Raw genomic sequence first — 17,023 nt, forward strand, 5'->3', positions numbered from 1 at the left:
CATGCCCACCACCCAGCTGGCACAACCCGGCATCCGCATCGGCCTTGCCGAGCTGATCGACATGCGCCATCGCGTGCGCGAAATCCAGCTGTTTTCCAAGCCCGGCCAGCGCAGCCCGCTGGTAGGCCTGCACCACTCCAAGTTGCGCGGGCGCGGCGTGGATTTCGACCAGGTGCGCGTGTACCAGGCCGGCGACGACGTGCGCAACATCGACTGGCGCGTCACCGCCCGTACCCAGGAGCCGCACACCAAGCTGTTCCACGAAGAGCGCGAGCGGCCAATCTTCATCCTCGTCGAGCAGAGCCAGCGGCTGTTCTTCGGCTCCGGGCTGATGTTCAAGTCGGTGCTCGCGGCCCAGGCTGCAGCGCTGTTCGGCTGGGCCGCGCTGGGTCATAACGACCGCATCGGCGGGCTGGTGTTCGGCGACAACGAGCACCACGAAATCAAACCCCGGCGCAGCAAGCAGAGCCTGCTGCAACTGCTCAACCGCCTGGCCAAGGTCAACCAGGGGCTGCACACCGAGGCCACGCCCGGGGCCGACAGCCTGGGCCTGGCCCTGCGCCGCGCCCGCGAAGTGCTGCGCCCCGGCAGCCTGGCCATCGTGATTTGCGACGAGCGCTCGCTGAGCGCACAGGTGGAACAGCACCTGGCCATGCTCTCGCGCCATTGCGACCTGCTGCTGCTGCCGGTGTCCGACCCGCTCGACCATGCCCTGCCCGCCGCCGGCCTGCTGCGTTTTGCCCAGCGCAGCGCGCAGCTGGAGCTCGACACCCTCGACGCCAACCTGCGTCAGGCCTACCGTCAGCAGGCCGAAGCGCGCATCGAGCGCTGGGAGCTGATGGCGCAGAAGCTGCGCGTGGTGCTGCTGCCACTGAGCACGCAGAGCGAAATGATCGAGCAACTGCGTGAACACATGAGCGCCCAGCGGCCGCGGAGCGCCTCATGAACCCGCTTGACCAGCTGCACCCGCTGATCGAGCCGGCGCCGGTCGGGCTGTGGCCACCCGCGATCGGCTGGTGGCTGCTGCTGGCCTTGCTGCCGCTGCTGGCCTGGGGCCTGTGGCGGCTGCGCCGCTGGCGCCCCACCAAGCGCCGCATCGTGCGTGCCGAACAACCGCTCGACCCGGTGCGCGTCGAAGCCCTGGCCGAGCTGGCCCGCCTGCCTCGCCCGTACGACGGCGCCCCGGCCGGTGCGTGGCTGCAGCAGATCAACGCCCTGCTCAAGCGCCTGTGCCGCAACCATTATCCGGGGGCCAACAGCCATACCCTCAACGGCCGCCAGTGGCTGGCGTTTCTCGACAACCGCTGTCCGGCCGCCGGCCTGACCCGCTGGATGGTGCTGGTCGAAGGCGCCTACAAACCCGAGTGCAAGCTCGACGACAAAGCCATCGTCGGGCTCAGCCAGGCCGTCGAAACCTGGATCCGCAAGCATGTTTGAACTGGCCTGGCCTTGGGTCTTCACCCTGCTGCCGCTGCCATGGCTGGCGCGCCTGCTGCTGCCTGCCGCCGACAGCGGCGAGCCAGTGCTCAAGGTGGGCTTCCTGAACGAACTGGAAAGCCTGGCCGGGCGCCGTGCGCGGCTCAACCTCCCAACCTGGCGCCAGCAGGCGCCGTTCGTCATCATCTGGCTGTTGCTGCTGTGCGCCGCCGCCCGCCCGCAATGGCTGGGCGAGCCGGTGCCGGTGGCCGCCAGCGGCCGCGACCTGCTGGTGGCGGTCGATGTGTCCGGGTCCATGGACTTCCCCGACATGCAGTGGCAGAACGAAGACATCAGCCGCCTCGATCTGGTCAAAGCGCTGCTTGGCGACTTTCTGCAAGACCGTGAAGGCGACCGCGTGGGCCTGATCCTGTTCGGCAGCCAGGCCTACCTGCAGGCCCCGCTCACCTTCGACCGGCGCACCGTGCGCACCTTCCTCATGGAGGCGCAGATCGGCATCGCCGGCAAGAACACCGCCATCGGCGACGCCATCGGCCTGGCGGTCAAGCGCCTGCGCGAGCGCCCGGCACAAAGCCGGGTGCTGGTACTGATCACCGACGGTGCCAACAACGGTGGGCAGATCCACCCGCTGACCGCCGCGCGCCTGGCAGCCCAGGAAGGCGTGCGCATCTATACCATCGGTATCGGCGCCAACCCCGAAGCCAGTGGCACCCCCGGCTTGCTCGGCCTCAACCCGAGCCTGGACCTGGACGAAGCCGCGCTCAAGGAAATCGCCGACATCAGCCACGGCGCCTACTTCCGTGCCCATGACGGCGCCGAGCTGGACGCCATTGGCGACACCCTGGACCAACTGGAGCCGGTGGCCCAGCAACCGACCCAGGCGCGCACGGCCAAGGCCCTGTACGCCTGGCCCCTGGCCCTGGCGCTGCTGCTCAGCGTGCTGCTGGTAGGAGCGGTGCAATGGCCCGACAACCTGCTGCATCGCCTGCTGCGCAAGCCGCGCTTCCTGCAGCCGCACCCGGAATGGCGCCAGCGCCTCAAGCGCCTGCGTCTGAGGAGACGGCGATGATCGACCTGTGGCCACAATGGCTGCGCCCGCTCTGGCTGCTGGCCGTGCCGCTGCTCGGCTGGCTGCTGTACAAGCTGTGGCATCGGCGCAAACGTGCCGGGCGCTGGCAGATGATTCTACCGCCGGCGTTTCATGGCGTGCTGCTGGGTGGCGGCAGCGGCAGTAGCAGCAAGCTGCCGTGGGTGGCCCTGGGCCTGGCCTGGGCGCTGGTGATCCTGGCCCTGCTCGGGCCCAGCTGGCAGCGCCTGGAAGAAAACCGCCAGCGCCCGGCCGACCCGCTGGTGATCCTGCTCGAACTGACCCCGCAGATGCTCGCCGAGGACAGCCCGCCCAACCGCCTGGAGCAGGCCCGGCGCAAGGTTCTCGACCTGCTCGAACACCGCCGCGACAGCCAGACTGCACTGGTGGTCTATGCGGGCTCCGCGCACACACTGGTGCCGTTGTCCGATGACCTGGCCACCACCCGCAATCTGCTCGAGGCCGTCGACCCGTCGATCATGCCCAAACCCGGCCAGCGCGCCGACCTGGCCGTGCAAAAAGGCCTGGCGCTGCTGGCCCAGAGCGGCCTGGGCCAGGGCCGCCTGTTGCTGATCGGTTCGGCGCTCAGTGCAGCCGAGCGCCAGGGCATCGCCCAAGCCCTTGGCCGCCAGGGCCCGAGCCTGTTGATGCTGGGCATCGGCAGCCGCGAAGGCGCACCGGTGCGCCAGGCCAACGGTGAATACCTCAAGGACGATCAGGGCGGCATCCTGGTACCGCGCCTGGACAGCAGCAGCCTCAAAAGCTTCATCAGCGGCACCGGGGGGCGCTACCGCCATGCCCGCATTGACGACCTCGACCTGCGTGGCCTGGGCCTTTTCGACAACCCGCGCAGCGCCCGCAACGACGGCCAGACCCTGCAGCTGGACAGCTGGGCCGACCAGGGCTACTGGCTGCTGATCCCGCTGTTGCTGCTGGCCGCCTGCGCCGGCCGGCGTGGCTGGCTGTTCTGTTTGCCGCTGCTGCTGGCACTGCCTCAGCCCAGCCAGGCGTTCGAGTTCAACGACCTGTGGCTGCGCCCCGACCAGCAAGGCCAGCGCCTGCTTGAGCAAAACCGTCCGGCCAGCGCCGCGCGCCACTTCCACGACCCGCAATGGCGTGGCATGGCCCTGTACCAGGCCGGCGATTATGCCGCTGCCGCCGACGCTTTTTCCCAAGGCGACACGGCCGCAGCCCACTACAATCGAGGCAATGCCCTGGCCCGCAGCGGCGAGCTGGAAGCCGCGCTCGACGCCTACGAGCAAGCCCTGGAGCGCCAGCCCGACCTGCAACTGGCGCTGGACAACCAGGCGCTGGTGCAACAAATGCTGCAACAGCGCGAAGCCCAGGCCGAAGAACAGCCGCCACACAGCGATGCCCAAAGCACACCCGGCAGCGAAACCGAAGGCAACAGCAGTTCGGCCAGCAGCCCCGCGCAAGGCACGCCCGGCAGTGACCCACAAGCCAACGCCGAACAACCCGGCGAAGGCAGCAACAACACCCAGGCCACACCCGGTAACCAGGCAGGCGCGGATGACAGCGTCATCCAGCCGCCCCAGCGACCGGTATCGACCAGCCTCGATGCCGAACAGCGCCAGGCCCTGGAACAATGGCTGCGGGAGATCCCGGATAATCCGGCGGAGCTGCTGCGGCGCAAATTCTGGTATGAACAGCAATTGCATCAGGAAAACCCACGATGAGTCGCTTCGGCGTCTTTATTCTCAGTGCACTCTGGGCCGTACTGGCCCAGGCCGAACCGCTGCTACAGGCGAGTGTTGACCGTACCCGCCTGGAAGCCGGCGAAAGCCTGGAGCTGACCCTGGAAAGCCAGGACGTGACGCAGTTCGGTAAGCCCGACCTGCGCGCCCTGGAAGGCGACTTCGAAGTGCGCGGCACGCGCCAGCTCAACAGCCTGCACACGCTGGACGGTGAAACCCGCGCCAGCACCCGCTGGATCATCACCCTGCTGCCACGCCGCAGCGGCAGCCTGCGCATCCCCGAGCTACAGCTGGGCCAGTCGCACAGCCAGGCGATCGAGCTGCAGGTGCTGCAGGCCGATGCCAGCCGCCAGGACAGCGCCCAAGTGTTCGTCGAGGCAACCCTCGACAGCACCGAGGTCTACGTGCAGGCCCAGGCCGTGCTGACCTTGCGCATCTACCATTCGGTGGCGCTGTACGACGACAGCAGCCTCAGCCCGCTGCAACTGGAAAATGCCAAGGTCGAGCCGCTGGGCGAATCGCGCACCTATGAAAAGGAAATCAATGGTGTGCGCCACGGCGTGATCGAGACCCGCTATGCGCTGTATGCCCAGCAAAGCGGCAGCCTCGACATCCCGCCACTGACGTTCACCGCCACCGCCGCTGCCAGCAGCGATGAAGCGCCGCAAGGCAACGGCACGGCCCGCGCCGGTCGCCAGGTGCAGGTCAGCTCGCTGCCTTTGCGCCTGGCCGTGCGGCCGATTCCGCCGGCCTGGCCCGCGGGTGTGCCGTGGTTGCCAGCGCGCAGCCTGACCCTGGAAGAACACTGGAACCCCGACCCCGGCACCCAGCAGGTGCAGATTGGCGATTCGCTGACGCGCAACATCACGCTGCGTGCCGATGGCCTGTCCAGCACCCAGCTGCCACCGCTGCCGGCCACCGAAATCACCGGCCTGCGCCGCTACCCGGACCAGCCGTTGCTGCGCAACGAAATCAGCGAGCGTGGCATGACAGCCAACCGCGAAGAGCGTGAAGCGCTGGTGCCGACCCACAGCGGCACACTGGCGCTGCCGGCGCTGGAGGTGACCTGGTGGAACACCCGCGAAGACCATCTGGAGCACAGCAGCCTGCCGGCGCGCACACTGGATGTGCAGGACAACCCGGCCTTGAGCGCCGACACGCCGGTGGGTGAAAGCAGCAGTGTCAGCGCCCTGCTGTGGCCGTGGCAGCTGGCCACCCTGATGTTTGCCCTGAGCACAGTGCTGGGCTTTGCCCTGTGGTGGCGTGCGCGCTCGCGACCGGCGGTGCTGCGTGCCGCGCAGACCGGGCCCAGCCCGCGCACCTTGCTGGATGACCTCAAGCGCGCGTGCCAGGCCAATGATCCCCATGCCACTCGCCAGGCGCTGGATGCCTGGGCGCGACAGCAGCCGGAGACCCTGGCTGAGATGGCAGCGCGCTTTGTGCCGTTGTCGGATGCGCTGGATGGGTTGAACGGGGCGCTGTACAGCGAGAGCGGGCAGTATTGGCAGGGGGAGGATTTGTGGCGGGCGATCGGGGTTATTCCCTCGGCGGAGCAGGTGTTGGTGCCGGCTGGGGAGAATGGCAGCTTGCCGCCGCTTTATCCGAAATGATCCGGCTGGTGGGCGGCGTATCCGGGGGGGGGGGATCACAATGGGCCTGCCGACAATTCTCCGGCTTGGGTTACCATACCCCCTTCACGCAACGCCCATCCCCAGCCAAGCCCTCGCTTGCTCGACTCGACACCAACAGGTCATCCATGCGTCTGTTTCATACCTCCGACTGGCACCTGGGCCAAAGCCTGCACGGCCAGGAACGCGACTTCGAACACGCCTGCTTCCTCGACTGGCTGCTCGGCCAGCTGCGCCTGCGCCAGCCGGATGCGCTGCTGATCGCGGGCGATATCTTCGACACCGTCAACCCGCCGGTCAAAGCCCAGGAACGCCTCTACGACTTCATCGTCCAGGCCCACGAGCAACAGCCCAAGCTGGACATCGTGATGATCGCCGGCAACCACGACTCCGGCTCGCGCATCGAGCTGCCCGCCGCGCTCATGCGCCGCCTGCGCACCCATGCCCTGGGCCGCGTGCACTGGCTGGACGAGGGCCAGCTGGATGCCGAACGCCTGCTGATCCCGCTGACCAACGGCCGTGGCAAGGTCGCCGCCTGGTGCCTGGCCCTGCCGTTTCTGCGTCCGGCCGAAGTGACTGGCCCGCAACTGGGTGACGACTACCTGCAGGGCATCACCCAGGTGCACCAGCAACTGATCGCCGCCGCGCAGAAAAAGCGCAAGAAAGACCAGGCGCTGATCGCCATCAGCCACGCCCACATGGCCGGTGGCGCGGTGTCGGAAGACTCCGAACGCAGCCTGATCATCGGCAACGCCGAAGCCCTGCCGGCCAAGCTGTTCGACAAGGCCATCAGCTACGTCGCCCTGGGCCATCTGCACAAGCCGCAGAAGGTCAACCGCGAAGAGCGCATCCGCTACAGTGGCTCGCCGATCCCGCTGTCGTTCGCCGAAGTCAACTACCCGCACCAGGTGCTGGAAGTGGAGCTGAACGGCAGCGATCTGGTCAGCATCGAACCCCGCCCGGTACCGCGCGCCGTGGCGCTGCAACGGGTCGGCCCGGCGCCGCTGGGCGAACTGCTGCAGCAACTGGCCGAACTGCCGGTGATCGACCTGCTCGAAGACCCCAACCGCCAGCCCTGGCTGGAGGTGCGGGTGATACTGGATGAACCGCAACCGGACCTGCGCCAGCAGATCGAAAGCGCACTCCAAAGCAAGGCCGTGCGGCTGATCCGCATCAGCGCCGAATACGCCGGCCGCAACAATGCCGAAGACGATGGCCTGGCCTTTGTCGAACTGTCGCAGATGACCCCGCAGGACCTGTTCAGCCGGGCCTGGGAACAGGCCTACGGCAACCCCGCCGACGAGCAGGCGCTGGCCGACTTTGCCCTGCTGTTGCAGGACGTGCAGCTGGAAGAGGAGCAGCCATGAAGATTCTCGCCATTCGCCTGAAGAACCTGGCATCGCTGGCCGGCCCGATCGACATCGATTTCACCGCCGAACCGTTGGCCAGTGCCGGCCTGTTCGCCATCACCGGGCCTACCGGCGCCGGCAAAAGCACCCTGCTCGACGCCCTGTGCCTGGCGCTGTTCGGCACCGTACCGCGGCTCAACGACATTGGCCGCGAGGCCAAGGTGCCGGACGCCGACGGCGAGATCCCCACCTCCGACCCGCGCAACCTGCTGCGCCGTGGCACCGGCAGCGGCTTTGCCGAGGTGGATTTCGTCGGCATCGACGGCCGTCGCTACCGCTCCCGCTGGGAAGCCAACCGCGCCCGCGACAAGGCAAACGGCAAGCTGCAACTCAGCCGCCAGAGCTTCTACGACCTCGACAGCGAGCAGGTGCTGGCCAGCGCCAAGAACGAATTCAAGGCACTGGTCGAAGCCCGTCTGGGCCTGAACTTCGAACAGTTCACCCGTGCGGTGATGCTGGCCCAGAGCGAGTTCGGCGCCTTCCTCAAGGCCGACGACAAAGACCGCAGCGAACTGCTGGAAAAGCTCACCAACACCGCCATTTACACCCGCCTGGGCCAACGTGCCTTCAGCAAGGCCCGCGAGGCCGGCGACACCCACAACGCCCTGAAGGACCGCGCCAGCCACCTGCTGCCGATGGCCGCCGAAGCCCGTGCCGAGCTCGACCAGCAGTTGGAGCAGGCGCAGCAGCAGTTCAAGGCCGACCAGGCCGGCGAGCGCCAGCTGGAACAGCAACGCAGCTGGCTGAATGAACAACGCCAGCTGCAGGCCCAGCACAGCGAGGCCAGCAACGCCCTGCAGGCCGCCGAACAGGACTGGCAGCAGCTGGCCGAGCCACGCCTGGACCTTGCGCGCCTGGAGCGCCTGGCCCCGCAGCGCCACCAGTTTCACCGCCAGCAGACGCTGAATGCGCAGTTGCTGCCACTGGCGACGAAGATCACTGAACAACACCAGCAGCAAACCGAACTGCAGGTGCGTACTACCGAGCTCGAACAAGCGCAGGTCACCGCGCGCCAGGCCCTTGCCGATAAGCAGGCACAGCACGGCGAAAATGCCCCGCGCCTGCGCCAGGCTTTTGCCGTCCAGGACAACCTGGCGCGGCTGGATCAGGAGCTGGTGACACAACACAGCACCCGCCAACAGGCCGAGCAGGAAGTTACCGACGGCCAGCAGCACGTGCAGCAGCTGGAGGCCAATCAACAGCGCAGCCTGCAACAATTGGCACAGATCGACACGGCGCTCGCCGACAGCCAGCACCTGGCGGGCCTGGCCAACGCCTGGCACGCCTACCTGCCGCAACTGAAGCAGGTGATGCAGATCGGCGCCCGCCTGGCCAAAGGCCGTGAAGAACTGCCCGGCCTGCAAGCTCTGGCCAGCCAGGCCAATGTGCACCTGCAAGCCGAGCGTGACGCCCATGACCTGCTGTTCCGCGAGGCCAAGGCCGAGCCCCAGGCCCTGGCGGAGCAGATCGACCTGCTGGGCAGCATGCTGCAGGAAAACCGCAAGCAGCAACGCGCCGTTGAAGTGCTCGCGCGCCTTCATGGCCGTGAACAGGAGCTGCGCCAACAGCTGAATGCCGTGCGCGGGCGCCAGCAGCAGGCCATGCAGCAGCGCCAGCAGCTGATCAGCCAGGGCACCGCAGCCAAGGCCGAACTGGAAGCCGCCGAGCAGGCGCTCAACCTCACCCGCCAGTTGCTGGAACGCCAGCGCCTGGCGCGCAACACGAGCGTCGAAGAGCTGCGTGCCCAACTGCGCGACGGCGAGCCTTGCCCGGTGTGCGGCAGCGCCGAGCATCCCTTCCATCAACCCGAAGCGCTGCTGCAAAGCCTGGGTCGCCATGACCAGGCAGAAGAAGCCGCCGCGCAAAAGCAGGTGGAAAACCTCAACAGCACGCTGGTGGAGCTGCGCACCCAGCTGGGGGTGATCAACGCCCAGCTCAAGGATTATCAGCAGCAACAGCAGCAACTGGATGAGCAGCTGCAACCCTTGATGGCCGAGGTGCAGGCGCACAGCCTGTGGCCGGCACTTGCGCCGCAGGACGACAAGGCCCGCCGCGCCTGGCTGGACAGCCAGCTACGGCGTCTGGACGAAGTGATCAACCAGGACGAGAAGCGCCAGAGCGCGCTGCTCGCCCTGCAACGCGACGCCGCCCGCCTCAACCAGCAGCTGCAAGCCGCGCACGATGCCCAACAGCAGGCCCAGCGCCATCTGGAGCAACAGCATCAGGCCCTGGCAAACGACGAGCAGCAGCTGCAGCAAGGCCTGAACGACCTGGCCGGCGTGTTGCCCGATGAAGCCCTCAAGGCCTTGAACGACGACCCGGCCAATGCCTTTCTCGCCCTCGATCAGCAAATCGCCCAGCGCCTGCAACAACTGGAACAACGCAAGGACGAGCAGGAGGAACAGCAAGCCCGTCAAGCTCAGCTGGACAAGCTGCGCGACCAGCAACAGGCGCGCGCACAGGCGCTGCAGCAATTGCAGCAGAAACTCGCCACACTCGACCAGCAGCGCCAGCAGGCCCAGGCTTCGCTGGCCGAACTGCTGGGCGAACATGCCAGCGCCGAAGCCTGGCAACAGCACATGGACGCCGCGCTGGAGCACGCGCGCGCCCTCGACGCCGACACCGCCCAGCGCCTGCAGGCGTTGCGCACCCAGGGCGTGCAGCTGGCCAGCGAGCTCAACGCCAATGCTCAACAGCATCAGGCGCTGGACAACGAGTGCCAGCAGTTGCAAGGGCAGATTGCGCAGTGGCGCAGCGAACACCCTGAACTGGATGACGCCGGGCTGGATCGATTGCTGGCCATGGACGATGCCCAGGTCAGTGAACTGCGCCAGCGCCTGCAAGGCGCCGAAAAAGCCATTGAGCAGGGTCGCGTGCTCCTGCAGGAGCGCGAACAGCGCCTGCAGCACCACGCCGCGCAAACCACCGTGGAAACTTCGGCCGAAGCGCTGGAGCAAGCCCTGGCCGACTTGCGCGAACGCCTCGCCGGCCATGAGCAGCAATGCGCCGAATTGCGTGCGCAGCAGGCCGACGACCAACGTCGCCAGCAGGCCTCCCAGGCCTTGGCAGCAGAAATCGAGCAGGCCCACCAGCAGTGGCAACGCTGGGCGCGCCTGAGTGGGCTGATCGGTTCAGCCTCGGGCGATGTATTCCGCAAGATCGCCCAGGGCTACAACCTCGACCTGCTGCTGCACCACGCCAACGCCCAGCTACGCCAACTGGCCCGGCGCTATCGCCTCAAGCGCGGCGGCAGCGCCCTCGGCCTGCTGGTGCTGGACACCGAGATGGGCGACGAGCTGCGCTCGGTGCACTCGCTGTCGGGCGGTGAAACCTTCCTGGTGTCGCTGGCGCTGGCCCTGGGCCTGGCCTCGATGGCTTCCAGCACCCTGCGCATCGAATCGCTGTTCATCGACGAAGGTTTCGGCAGCCTCGACCCCGAGTCGCTGCAACTGGCCATGGACGCCCTCGATGGCTTGCAGGCCCAGGGCCGCAAGGTGGCGGTAATTTCCCATGTACAGGAGATGCACGAACGCATCCCGGTGCAGATCCAGGTGCGTCGTCAAGGCAATGGCCTGAGCGATGTGGAGGTGTGCGGGTGATTCTCTACTCGTTCCGCCGCTGCCCATGGGCCATGCGTGCGCGCCTGGCACTGCGCTATGCCGGGTGCCAGGTGCAGATCTGCGAGGTGGCGATGAAGCACAAGCCGGCAGAATTGCTGGCCTTGTCGCCCAAGGGCACGGTGCCAGTGCTGGACACCGGTGCCGGGGTGCTGGAGGAAAGCCTGGATATCATGCGCTGGGCGCTGGAGCAGAACGACCCGCAGGACTGGCGGCTACAAGGCGACCCGGCCGCAGCGCAGCAAGCTGAGGATCTGATTGCGCGCAATGACAGCACGTTCAAGGTGCAGGTAAACCTGTACAAGTATGCCGAGCGCTATCCCGAGCATTCCCGCGAGCATTACCGCCTGCAGGCCGAGGCCTGGCTGGCGGAGCTCGAAGGCCTGCTGGATGGGCGGGGCAACTTGCTGGCTGACCATCCAAGCCTGGCCGATGCCGCGTTGCTACCCCTGATGCGCCAGTTTGCCGGGGTCGAACCGCTGTGGTTCGCCGAGGCGGCTTATCCGCGGGTGCGGAGCTGGCTGGAGAGGTGGCTGGCTTCGGAGCTGTTCAAGTCGGTCATGGCCAAATGAAATCTGCTCCTGCACTGGCCCTATCGCCGGCAAGCCAGCTCCCACAGATACCGCGCTGGGCGTGAGGCCTGCATATCCCTTGTGGGAGCTGGCTTGCCGGCGATAGGGCCAGTACAGGATTCAATGGTTATGTTTGCCACTCAGGGCCGCGTGGAAGTTGGCACTCTGGCGCAGGTACTGCTCGGTGTAGCTGTGGTTTGCGGATGCCTTGCGAGTGGAATCGGCATGGGCATGCGTGGGCAGTACCACTGAGGCAGAAATGGCGGATGCGGCGATGACCGGGAAGAGATTGAAGTTCATCTGGGCTGACCTCGACGGCGGTGGTTTGACGGTGGCCCGTTTGGGCCTTGGATCAAACTTACGCCGCAGAGGCCGCATGCAAAAATTCATTGCGGCAGTATCGATTATCACGCCGATCGATATCACTCCAGGAACTTCAGGTCCGAAGGCGCCTCCTGCTTCAGCGTCTGCACCGTCTCCAGCAGCTTGCCGCTGCGCGGATCGCGGCGCATGACCACGATCTGGTTGCTCTTCTGGTTGGCCACCAGCAAGAAGTTGTCACTCGGGTCGAGGGCAAACTCGCGCGGGTGATCGCCTTCTACCGACCGCCGCTGCAGAAGCGTCAGCTGGCCATCGTCCTTGCCCACACTGAACACCACGATCTGGTTCGCCGTGCCGCGGTTGCTGACATACAGGAAGCGCCCGTCGGCCGACAGGTGCAGCCCCCCCGCCGCCTTGGCTGCCGCATCCGGCTGTTCGGTCAGCGGCAAGCGCTGGCGCGGGAGCAGCGCAGCGTCCTTGACGTCGAACATCACCACTTCGCCGCTCATTTCCAGCGTCAGGTAGGCATGCCGGCCCTTGGCGTCGAACAGCAAATGACGGGGTCCACTGCCCGGCGGCAAGTCCACCGCAGCAGGGCTTGCCGGGCTCAATGGCTTGTCCACGCTGGCACCGTCATAGCTGTAGATGAACACCTTGTCTGCGCCCAGGTCGCAGGCGTAGACATGCTGGCCGTTGGGCGACAGTACCAGCGAATGCACGTGAGCACCGGCCTGGCGCTCGGGGTTGACGCCGCTGGGCTTGTGCCGCAACTGCTGTACCAGCGGCTTGAGCTTGCCGTCCTTGGCCACCGGGATCACCACCAGGCTGCCACCGGGGTCGGGTGCAACTGCATAGTTGGCCACGAACAGGTAACGCTGGTCACGGCTGAGGCTGGCGTGAGTTGGCTCGTCGCCCTTGGTGGTCACCTGGTTGAGGGGCTTGATCTCGCCCTTGGTGCTGACGCTGAAACTGCTGGCGTGACCACCGGGGGTTTCATTGACCGTGAACAGCTGACGCTGATCGGCCGACAGCACCAGCCACGACGGGCTGACGCTCTTCACCACCTGCTGCGGCATGGGGTCGATATGGCCGGTTTTTTCGTCGAACTGGTAACGGTAGATACCCTGGCTGGCGCCATCGGTGTAGCTACCGACCAGCAACGTGGCGGCATGGGCGTTGAAAGTCAGGCTCATCAGGCTAGCGGTCAGCAGGCTGGTCCAGATCCGGTTCATCTTGGTCTTCATCCGGGGCACGAAAGGCACTCATACAGACTAGCCGATGCTCGCCATTGGCATCGTCGAGCTGCCATTCATCACCGTTGGCGATGGCGGCGGCGACTTGTTCAGAGGTGAAAGACCAGCGGCGCAGTTGACGGCCGTCCATGCATTCGATGGTCAGGCCGGTTTCGTCGCTGGTGAAGTCGAAGGCATGCAGGCCGTCGATCAGGAGCATGTCGCAAGACTGCAGGGCGGTGGCGAGGGGGGACATGGAGGTACCAATTTGAAATGAGCCGGCATTATAGCCTTGGGGCTGCTTTGCAGCCCATTCGCAGCACTAGGCTGCTCCTACAGCAGATCGCGAACGCCCTGGCAGGAGCAGCCTTGTGCTGCGAATGGGCCGCACAGCGGCCCCCTGCGATTCAATGGGCGAAAATCGATCCCCCTTCCTTGCCCACCATCTTCTCAGGCTTGATCAGGAACCGCGCCAGCGCCGGCAACAACCACAGCGCACCGAACATGTTCCACAACAGCATGAAGGTCAGCATCAGCCCCATGTCCGCCTGGAACTTGATCGCCGAGAAGATCCAGGTGCACACCCCGATGGCCAGGCACAACCCGGTGAACAACACCGCCTTGCCGGTCGAGCGCAGGGTTTCGTAATAGGCCTCCTGCAACGGCAGCCCGGCACGCAGGAAGCTTTCCAGACGGCTGTAGATGTAGATGCCATAGTCCACGCCAATGCCCACCCCCAGCGCCACCACCGGCAAGGTCGCCACCTTCACCCCGATCCCCATGTAAGCCATCAGTGCGTTGCCCAGCACCGAGGTCAGCACCAGCGGCAGCACGATGCACAAGGTGGCGGCAAACGAACGGAAGGTGATCAGGCACATCACCGCCACGCAGATATACACCAGGATCAGGATGGTCAGCTCGGCCGACTTGATCACTTCGTTGGTCGCTGCTTCGATCCCGGCGTTGCCCGCCGCCAGCAGGAACTGCAGGCCTTCCTTGTTATGGCTGTCGGCAAACGCCTTGGCCGCAGCGGTGACCCGCTCCAGGGTTTCGGCCTTGTGGTCGTTGAGGAACACCAGCACCGGCGCCAGCGAGCAGTCGCCGTTGTACAGGCCGTCGGCGCGGGCAATGGAGTTGTTGAGGATATCGGGGTTGCGCGACAGGGTTTCCCATTTCAGGTTGCCCTCGTTCATACCCTTGATCACCTGCTTGGACACAGTCACCAGGGAAATTGCCGACTGCACGCCGGGCGTGTTCTGCATGGTCCACATCAGCTCGTCGATCGGGGCCATGGTCGCGTGCACCGAGCACTGCTCGGACGGGGTCTTGACCATGATTACCAACACATCTGAACTGGTCGAGTAGTTGCTGATGATGAAGTTGTTGTCCTGGTTGTAGCGCGAGTCTGGGCGCAGCTCTGGCGCGCCCTGGTCGAGGTCGCCGATTTTCAGGTTCTGGCTGTACCACAGGCCACCGGCAAAGGCGACCAGCGCCAGCACCACGGACACCGGTGCCACCTTGGCGCTGGCGAAGTTCGACAGCAGGCGCCAGAACGGGTGCTCGCGGGTCGCGTCTTTCTTGCTGCGCTCGACCGCCTTCTTGCTGATGCCGACATAGGAGATGGCCACCGGCAACAGGATCAGGTTGGTGAACACGATCACCGCCACGCCGATAGAGGCGCCGATCGCCAGTTCGCGAATCACCCCGATGTCGATGATCAGCAGGGTGATGAAGCCCACCGCATCGGCGAGGATGGCAATCATCCCCGGCAGGAACAGCTGACGGAAGGTACGCCGCGCTGCCGTAAGCGCATTGTCGGCGCCGCTCGACTGCAGGGCGATGCCATTGATTTTCTGCACCCCGTGGGAAATACCGATGGCGAAAATCAGGAACGGCACCAGCATCGAGTACGGGTCCAGGCCAAAGCCCACCGCATGCATCAGCCCCAGCTGCCAGACCACCGCTACCAGGGTGGTGATGAGCACGGCGATGGTGCTGCGGATACACCAGGTGAACCAGTACAACAGTACACAGGTAATGGCCAGGGCGACGCCGAAGAACATCGCCACCATCACCAGGCCATCGATCAGGTCACCGACCTTCTTGGCGAAGCCGACGATGTGCACTTTCACATTGGGGTTTTGCGCCTGGAACTTGTCGCGGATCTTTTCTTCGAGCAGGTGCGAGAACTGCTGGTAGTCCAGCTTCACCTGCTTGCCCGGGTCCTGCGGGTCGGGGTAGCTCTCCAGCAGCGGCACGTCGACGATGCTGGACTTGAAGTTGTTGCCCACCAAGCGCCCAACCTGGCCGGACTTGAGCACGTTGTCACGCAAAGTGTCGAGGCTGTCCTGCGAGCCGTTGTAGGTGTTGGGGATCACCTCGCCACCGGAAAAGCCCTCTTCGGTGACCTCGCTCCAGCGCACGCTGGGGCTCCACAGTGACTTCAGCCCGGCGCGGTCGACGCCCGGTATGTAGAACACCTCGTCATGGATCTGCCGCAGGGTCTCCATGTAGTCCTTGTCGAAGATGTCGCCGTTCACCGCTTCCACCGAGATGCGCACGGTGTTGCCAAGGTTGGCCAGGTCGTTGCGGTGCTCCATCATCTGCTCGATGAACGGGTGCTGCAGCGGGATCATCTTCTCGAAGCTGGTGGAGGGGCGAATCTGCGTGGCCTGCCAGAACAGGAAAATGCTGACCAGCACGCACAGGGCGATGACCACGGGGCGGTTGTTGAAGATCAGGCGTTCGAGCAGTGTGGCCTTGTCCTGGTGGTGCGGCTGCATGCTGATGCTCTCCCTGCTGGTCATGGACGCACCTGCGCGGCAGGCTGGTCCGCACCTTCGGCGCTGGCCAGGTGTACACCACCCTGTCCCACCAGCAGCAGGCCACCGTCGGCCAGGCCGCTGACGCCGGCCAGGGCAATGCGGTCGGCGCGGTTGTAGACGCTGAAGGTGTGGCCGTCGTCGCTGCTGCGCAGCACGCTGCCGCCATTGCCGACCAGCACCAGGTTGCCATTATCGAGAAGCGTAGCGCTTGCCAGGCCGAATTCGAGCGCGCCGCGCGCGGCCTTCAGCTCGATAGGCTGCCAGCTGTCGCCGAAGTCGGTGGAACGGAACAGGTTGCCGCGCAGACCGTAGGCCAGCAGGGTGTGTGCCTGGGCAGTGCCGATCACGCCGAACAGCGAGCCCTCGTAGGGACCCTGGACCTTGGCCCAGGTTTGACCGTTGTCGGCGGAGCGGAACATGCCACCCTGCTCGCCAACGATGAACAGCCCGGCGTCACGCACCCGGGCGATGCCGTTGAGGTGCAGCTGGTCGGGGTTGTCCAGGCGCTCGGCCGCGTCCTGCCAGTGCTGGCCGCCGTCAGTGGTTTCCAGCAAGGCGCCGTAGGCACCCACGGCAAAACCGTGCTGGGCGTCAAGGAAGGTGATGTCGAGCAAGGGTGCTTCGCGGGCAAGGTCTTCGAACTGCTTGCTCCAGGTGGCGCCACCGTCGCTGCTGGCGAGGATTTGCGCGTCATGGCCGACCGCCCAACCGCGCTTGTCGTCGAAAAAGAACACGGCGGTGAGCAGTTGCCGGGTGGGTACCCGGGCCTGGGTCCAGGTGCTGCCCTGGTCATCGGAGAACAGGATGTGGCCGCGATCCCCCACCACCACCAGGCGTTTGCCGGCATGGGTGGCGCCGATCAGCAGGCTTTGGCTGGCCTTGGCCGATTCGGTGGAGTATTCGTCGGCTGCGGCGGCCTGGGCGCTGTCGGCCCATACCCCCAATGCCAGCGCCAGCACTGCGCTGGCGGCCAATGGCCAGGCACCACGCCTGGTCTGCGTCATCACCCGCTGCTTCATGACCATCCCCTGTTGTGTTGTTCTTGTTGGGTCTGTGCTGTGAAAAGCCTGTGTTAGAGGCTTGGGGGGATCGTATCGGGGAAGGTTGCGCGATTACAACGCGCGGGACGTTATGTTTTGTTAACCGGAAAAAACCGGGGCCGCTGCGCAGCCCATCGCCG

13 protein-coding genes are annotated in these 17,023 nt (G+C 65.8%); 8 read left to right on the forward strand and 5 right to left on the reverse strand.

Features of this window, described 5'->3' with window-relative positions:
* Window position 1 precedes the first annotated feature (1 nt).
* The 8 genes from AC5O5R_RS19500 (at window position 2) to AC5O5R_RS19535 (ending at window position 11,465) form a co-directional block, all read left to right on the forward strand.
* On the forward strand, window positions 2–946 hold the full coding sequence (locus AC5O5R_RS19500) for a DUF58 domain-containing protein (RefSeq protein WP_172218542.1): 945 nt from the start codon (window positions 2–4) through the stop codon (window positions 944–946).
* A complete protein-coding gene (locus AC5O5R_RS19505) occupies window positions 943–1,437 on the forward strand; it encodes a DUF4381 domain-containing protein (protein ID WP_172218544.1) in 495 nt (164 codons plus the stop codon). The genes AC5O5R_RS19500 and AC5O5R_RS19505 overlap by 4 nt, the downstream gene beginning before the upstream one ends.
* On the forward strand, window positions 1,430–2,506 hold the full coding sequence (locus AC5O5R_RS19510) for a vWA domain-containing protein (RefSeq protein WP_172218545.1): 1,077 nt from the start codon (window positions 1,430–1,432) through the stop codon (window positions 2,504–2,506). Before AC5O5R_RS19505 ends, AC5O5R_RS19510 begins: the two co-directional genes overlap by 8 nt.
* On the forward strand, window positions 2,503–4,221 hold the full coding sequence (locus AC5O5R_RS19515; protein WP_172218547.1) for a tetratricopeptide repeat protein: 1,719 nt from the start codon (window positions 2,503–2,505) through the stop codon (window positions 4,219–4,221). Before AC5O5R_RS19510 ends, AC5O5R_RS19515 begins: the two co-directional genes overlap by 4 nt.
* The gene (locus AC5O5R_RS19520; protein WP_172218549.1) at window positions 4,218–5,849 is read left to right on the forward strand and encodes a BatD family protein; all 1,632 of its coding nucleotides are present in this window, start codon (window positions 4,218–4,220) and stop codon (window positions 5,847–5,849) included. Before AC5O5R_RS19515 ends, AC5O5R_RS19520 begins: the two co-directional genes overlap by 4 nt.
* 146 nt (window positions 5,850–5,995) lie before the next feature.
* Complete coding sequence (locus AC5O5R_RS19525; RefSeq protein WP_172218551.1) at window positions 5,996–7,234, forward strand: exonuclease SbcCD subunit D C-terminal domain-containing protein; 1,239 nt, start codon at window positions 5,996–5,998, stop codon at window positions 7,232–7,234.
* On the forward strand, window positions 7,231–10,875 hold the full coding sequence (locus AC5O5R_RS19530; RefSeq protein ID WP_172218553.1) for an AAA family ATPase: 3,645 nt from the start codon (window positions 7,231–7,233) through the stop codon (window positions 10,873–10,875). The genes AC5O5R_RS19525 and AC5O5R_RS19530 overlap by 4 nt, the downstream gene beginning before the upstream one ends.
* Complete coding sequence (locus AC5O5R_RS19535; protein ID WP_172218555.1) at window positions 10,872–11,465, forward strand: glutathione S-transferase; 594 nt, start codon at window positions 10,872–10,874, stop codon at window positions 11,463–11,465. Before AC5O5R_RS19530 ends, AC5O5R_RS19535 begins: the two co-directional genes overlap by 4 nt.
* 120 nt (window positions 11,466–11,585) lie before the next feature.
* On the opposite strand, the gene AC5O5R_RS19540 is transcribed toward AC5O5R_RS19535, so the two are convergent.
* From AC5O5R_RS19540 to AC5O5R_RS19560, 5 genes are all read right to left on the reverse strand, one after another.
* Entirely contained in the window at window positions 11,586–11,765 is a 180-nt protein-coding gene (locus AC5O5R_RS19540; protein WP_172218557.1) for a hypothetical protein, read from the reverse strand.
* Window positions 11,766–11,887: 122 nt separating this feature from the next.
* The gene (locus AC5O5R_RS19545; protein WP_172218559.1) at window positions 11,888–13,018 is read right to left on the reverse strand and encodes a lactonase family protein; all 1,131 of its coding nucleotides are present in this window, start codon (window positions 13,016–13,018) and stop codon (window positions 11,888–11,890) included.
* The gene (locus AC5O5R_RS19550; protein ID WP_172218561.1) at window positions 12,984–13,274 is read right to left on the reverse strand and encodes a DUF5629 family protein; all 291 of its coding nucleotides are present in this window, start codon (window positions 13,272–13,274) and stop codon (window positions 12,984–12,986) included. The genes AC5O5R_RS19545 and AC5O5R_RS19550 overlap by 35 nt, the downstream gene beginning before the upstream one ends.
* 151 nt (window positions 13,275–13,425) lie before the next feature.
* Window positions 13,426–15,825: an efflux RND transporter permease subunit gene (locus AC5O5R_RS19555; RefSeq protein WP_372242402.1), complete on the reverse strand. Its 2,400-nt coding sequence runs from the start codon at window positions 15,823–15,825 to the stop codon at window positions 13,426–13,428.
* Window positions 15,822–16,847, reverse strand: coding sequence for a WD40/YVTN/BNR-like repeat-containing protein (locus tag AC5O5R_RS19560; protein WP_372242403.1), 1,026 nt, complete (start codon window positions 16,845–16,847; stop codon window positions 15,822–15,824). Before AC5O5R_RS19560 ends, AC5O5R_RS19555 begins: the two co-directional genes overlap by 4 nt.
* Between the last annotated feature and the right edge of the window lie 176 nt (window positions 16,848–17,023).

The sequence above is a fragment of the Pseudomonas sp. 8_5_2 genome (assembly GCF_059295255.1).

What these genes read in the sequence shown, in the direction of transcription:
- AC5O5R_RS19500 (WP_172218542.1), top strand. Translation starts at nt 2, where the DNA reads ATGCCCACCACCCAGCTGGCACAACCCGGCATCCGCATCGGCCTTGCC.
- AC5O5R_RS19505 (WP_172218544.1), top strand. Translation starts at nt 943, where the DNA reads ATGAACCCGCTTGACCAGCTGCACCCGCTGATCGAGCCGGCGCCGGTC.
- AC5O5R_RS19510 (WP_172218545.1), top strand. Translation starts at nt 1,430, where the DNA reads ATGTTTGAACTGGCCTGGCCTTGGGTCTTCACCCTGCTGCCGCTGCCA.
- AC5O5R_RS19515 (WP_172218547.1), top strand. Translation starts at nt 2,503, where the DNA reads ATGATCGACCTGTGGCCACAATGGCTGCGCCCGCTCTGGCTGCTGGCC.
- AC5O5R_RS19520 (WP_172218549.1), top strand. Translation starts at nt 4,218, where the DNA reads ATGAGTCGCTTCGGCGTCTTTATTCTCAGTGCACTCTGGGCCGTACTG.
- AC5O5R_RS19525 (WP_172218551.1), top strand. Translation starts at nt 5,996, where the DNA reads ATGCGTCTGTTTCATACCTCCGACTGGCACCTGGGCCAAAGCCTGCAC.
- AC5O5R_RS19530 (WP_172218553.1), top strand. Translation starts at nt 7,231, where the DNA reads ATGAAGATTCTCGCCATTCGCCTGAAGAACCTGGCATCGCTGGCCGGC.
- AC5O5R_RS19540 (WP_172218557.1), bottom strand. Translation starts at nt 11,765, where the DNA reads ATGAACTTCAATCTCTTCCCGGTCATCGCCGCATCCGCCATTTCTGCC.
- AC5O5R_RS19545 (WP_172218559.1), bottom strand. Translation starts at nt 13,018, where the DNA reads ATGAACCGGATCTGGACCAGCCTGCTGACCGCTAGCCTGATGAGCCTG.
- AC5O5R_RS19550 (WP_172218561.1), bottom strand. Translation starts at nt 13,274, where the DNA reads ATGTCCCCCCTCGCCACCGCCCTGCAGTCTTGCGACATGCTCCTGATC.
- AC5O5R_RS19555 (WP_372242402.1), bottom strand. Translation starts at nt 15,825, where the DNA reads ATGACCAGCAGGGAGAGCATCAGCATGCAGCCGCACCACCAGGACAAG.
- AC5O5R_RS19560 (WP_372242403.1), bottom strand. Translation starts at nt 16,847, where the DNA reads ATGACGCAGACCAGGCGTGGTGCCTGGCCATTGGCCGCCAGCGCAGTG.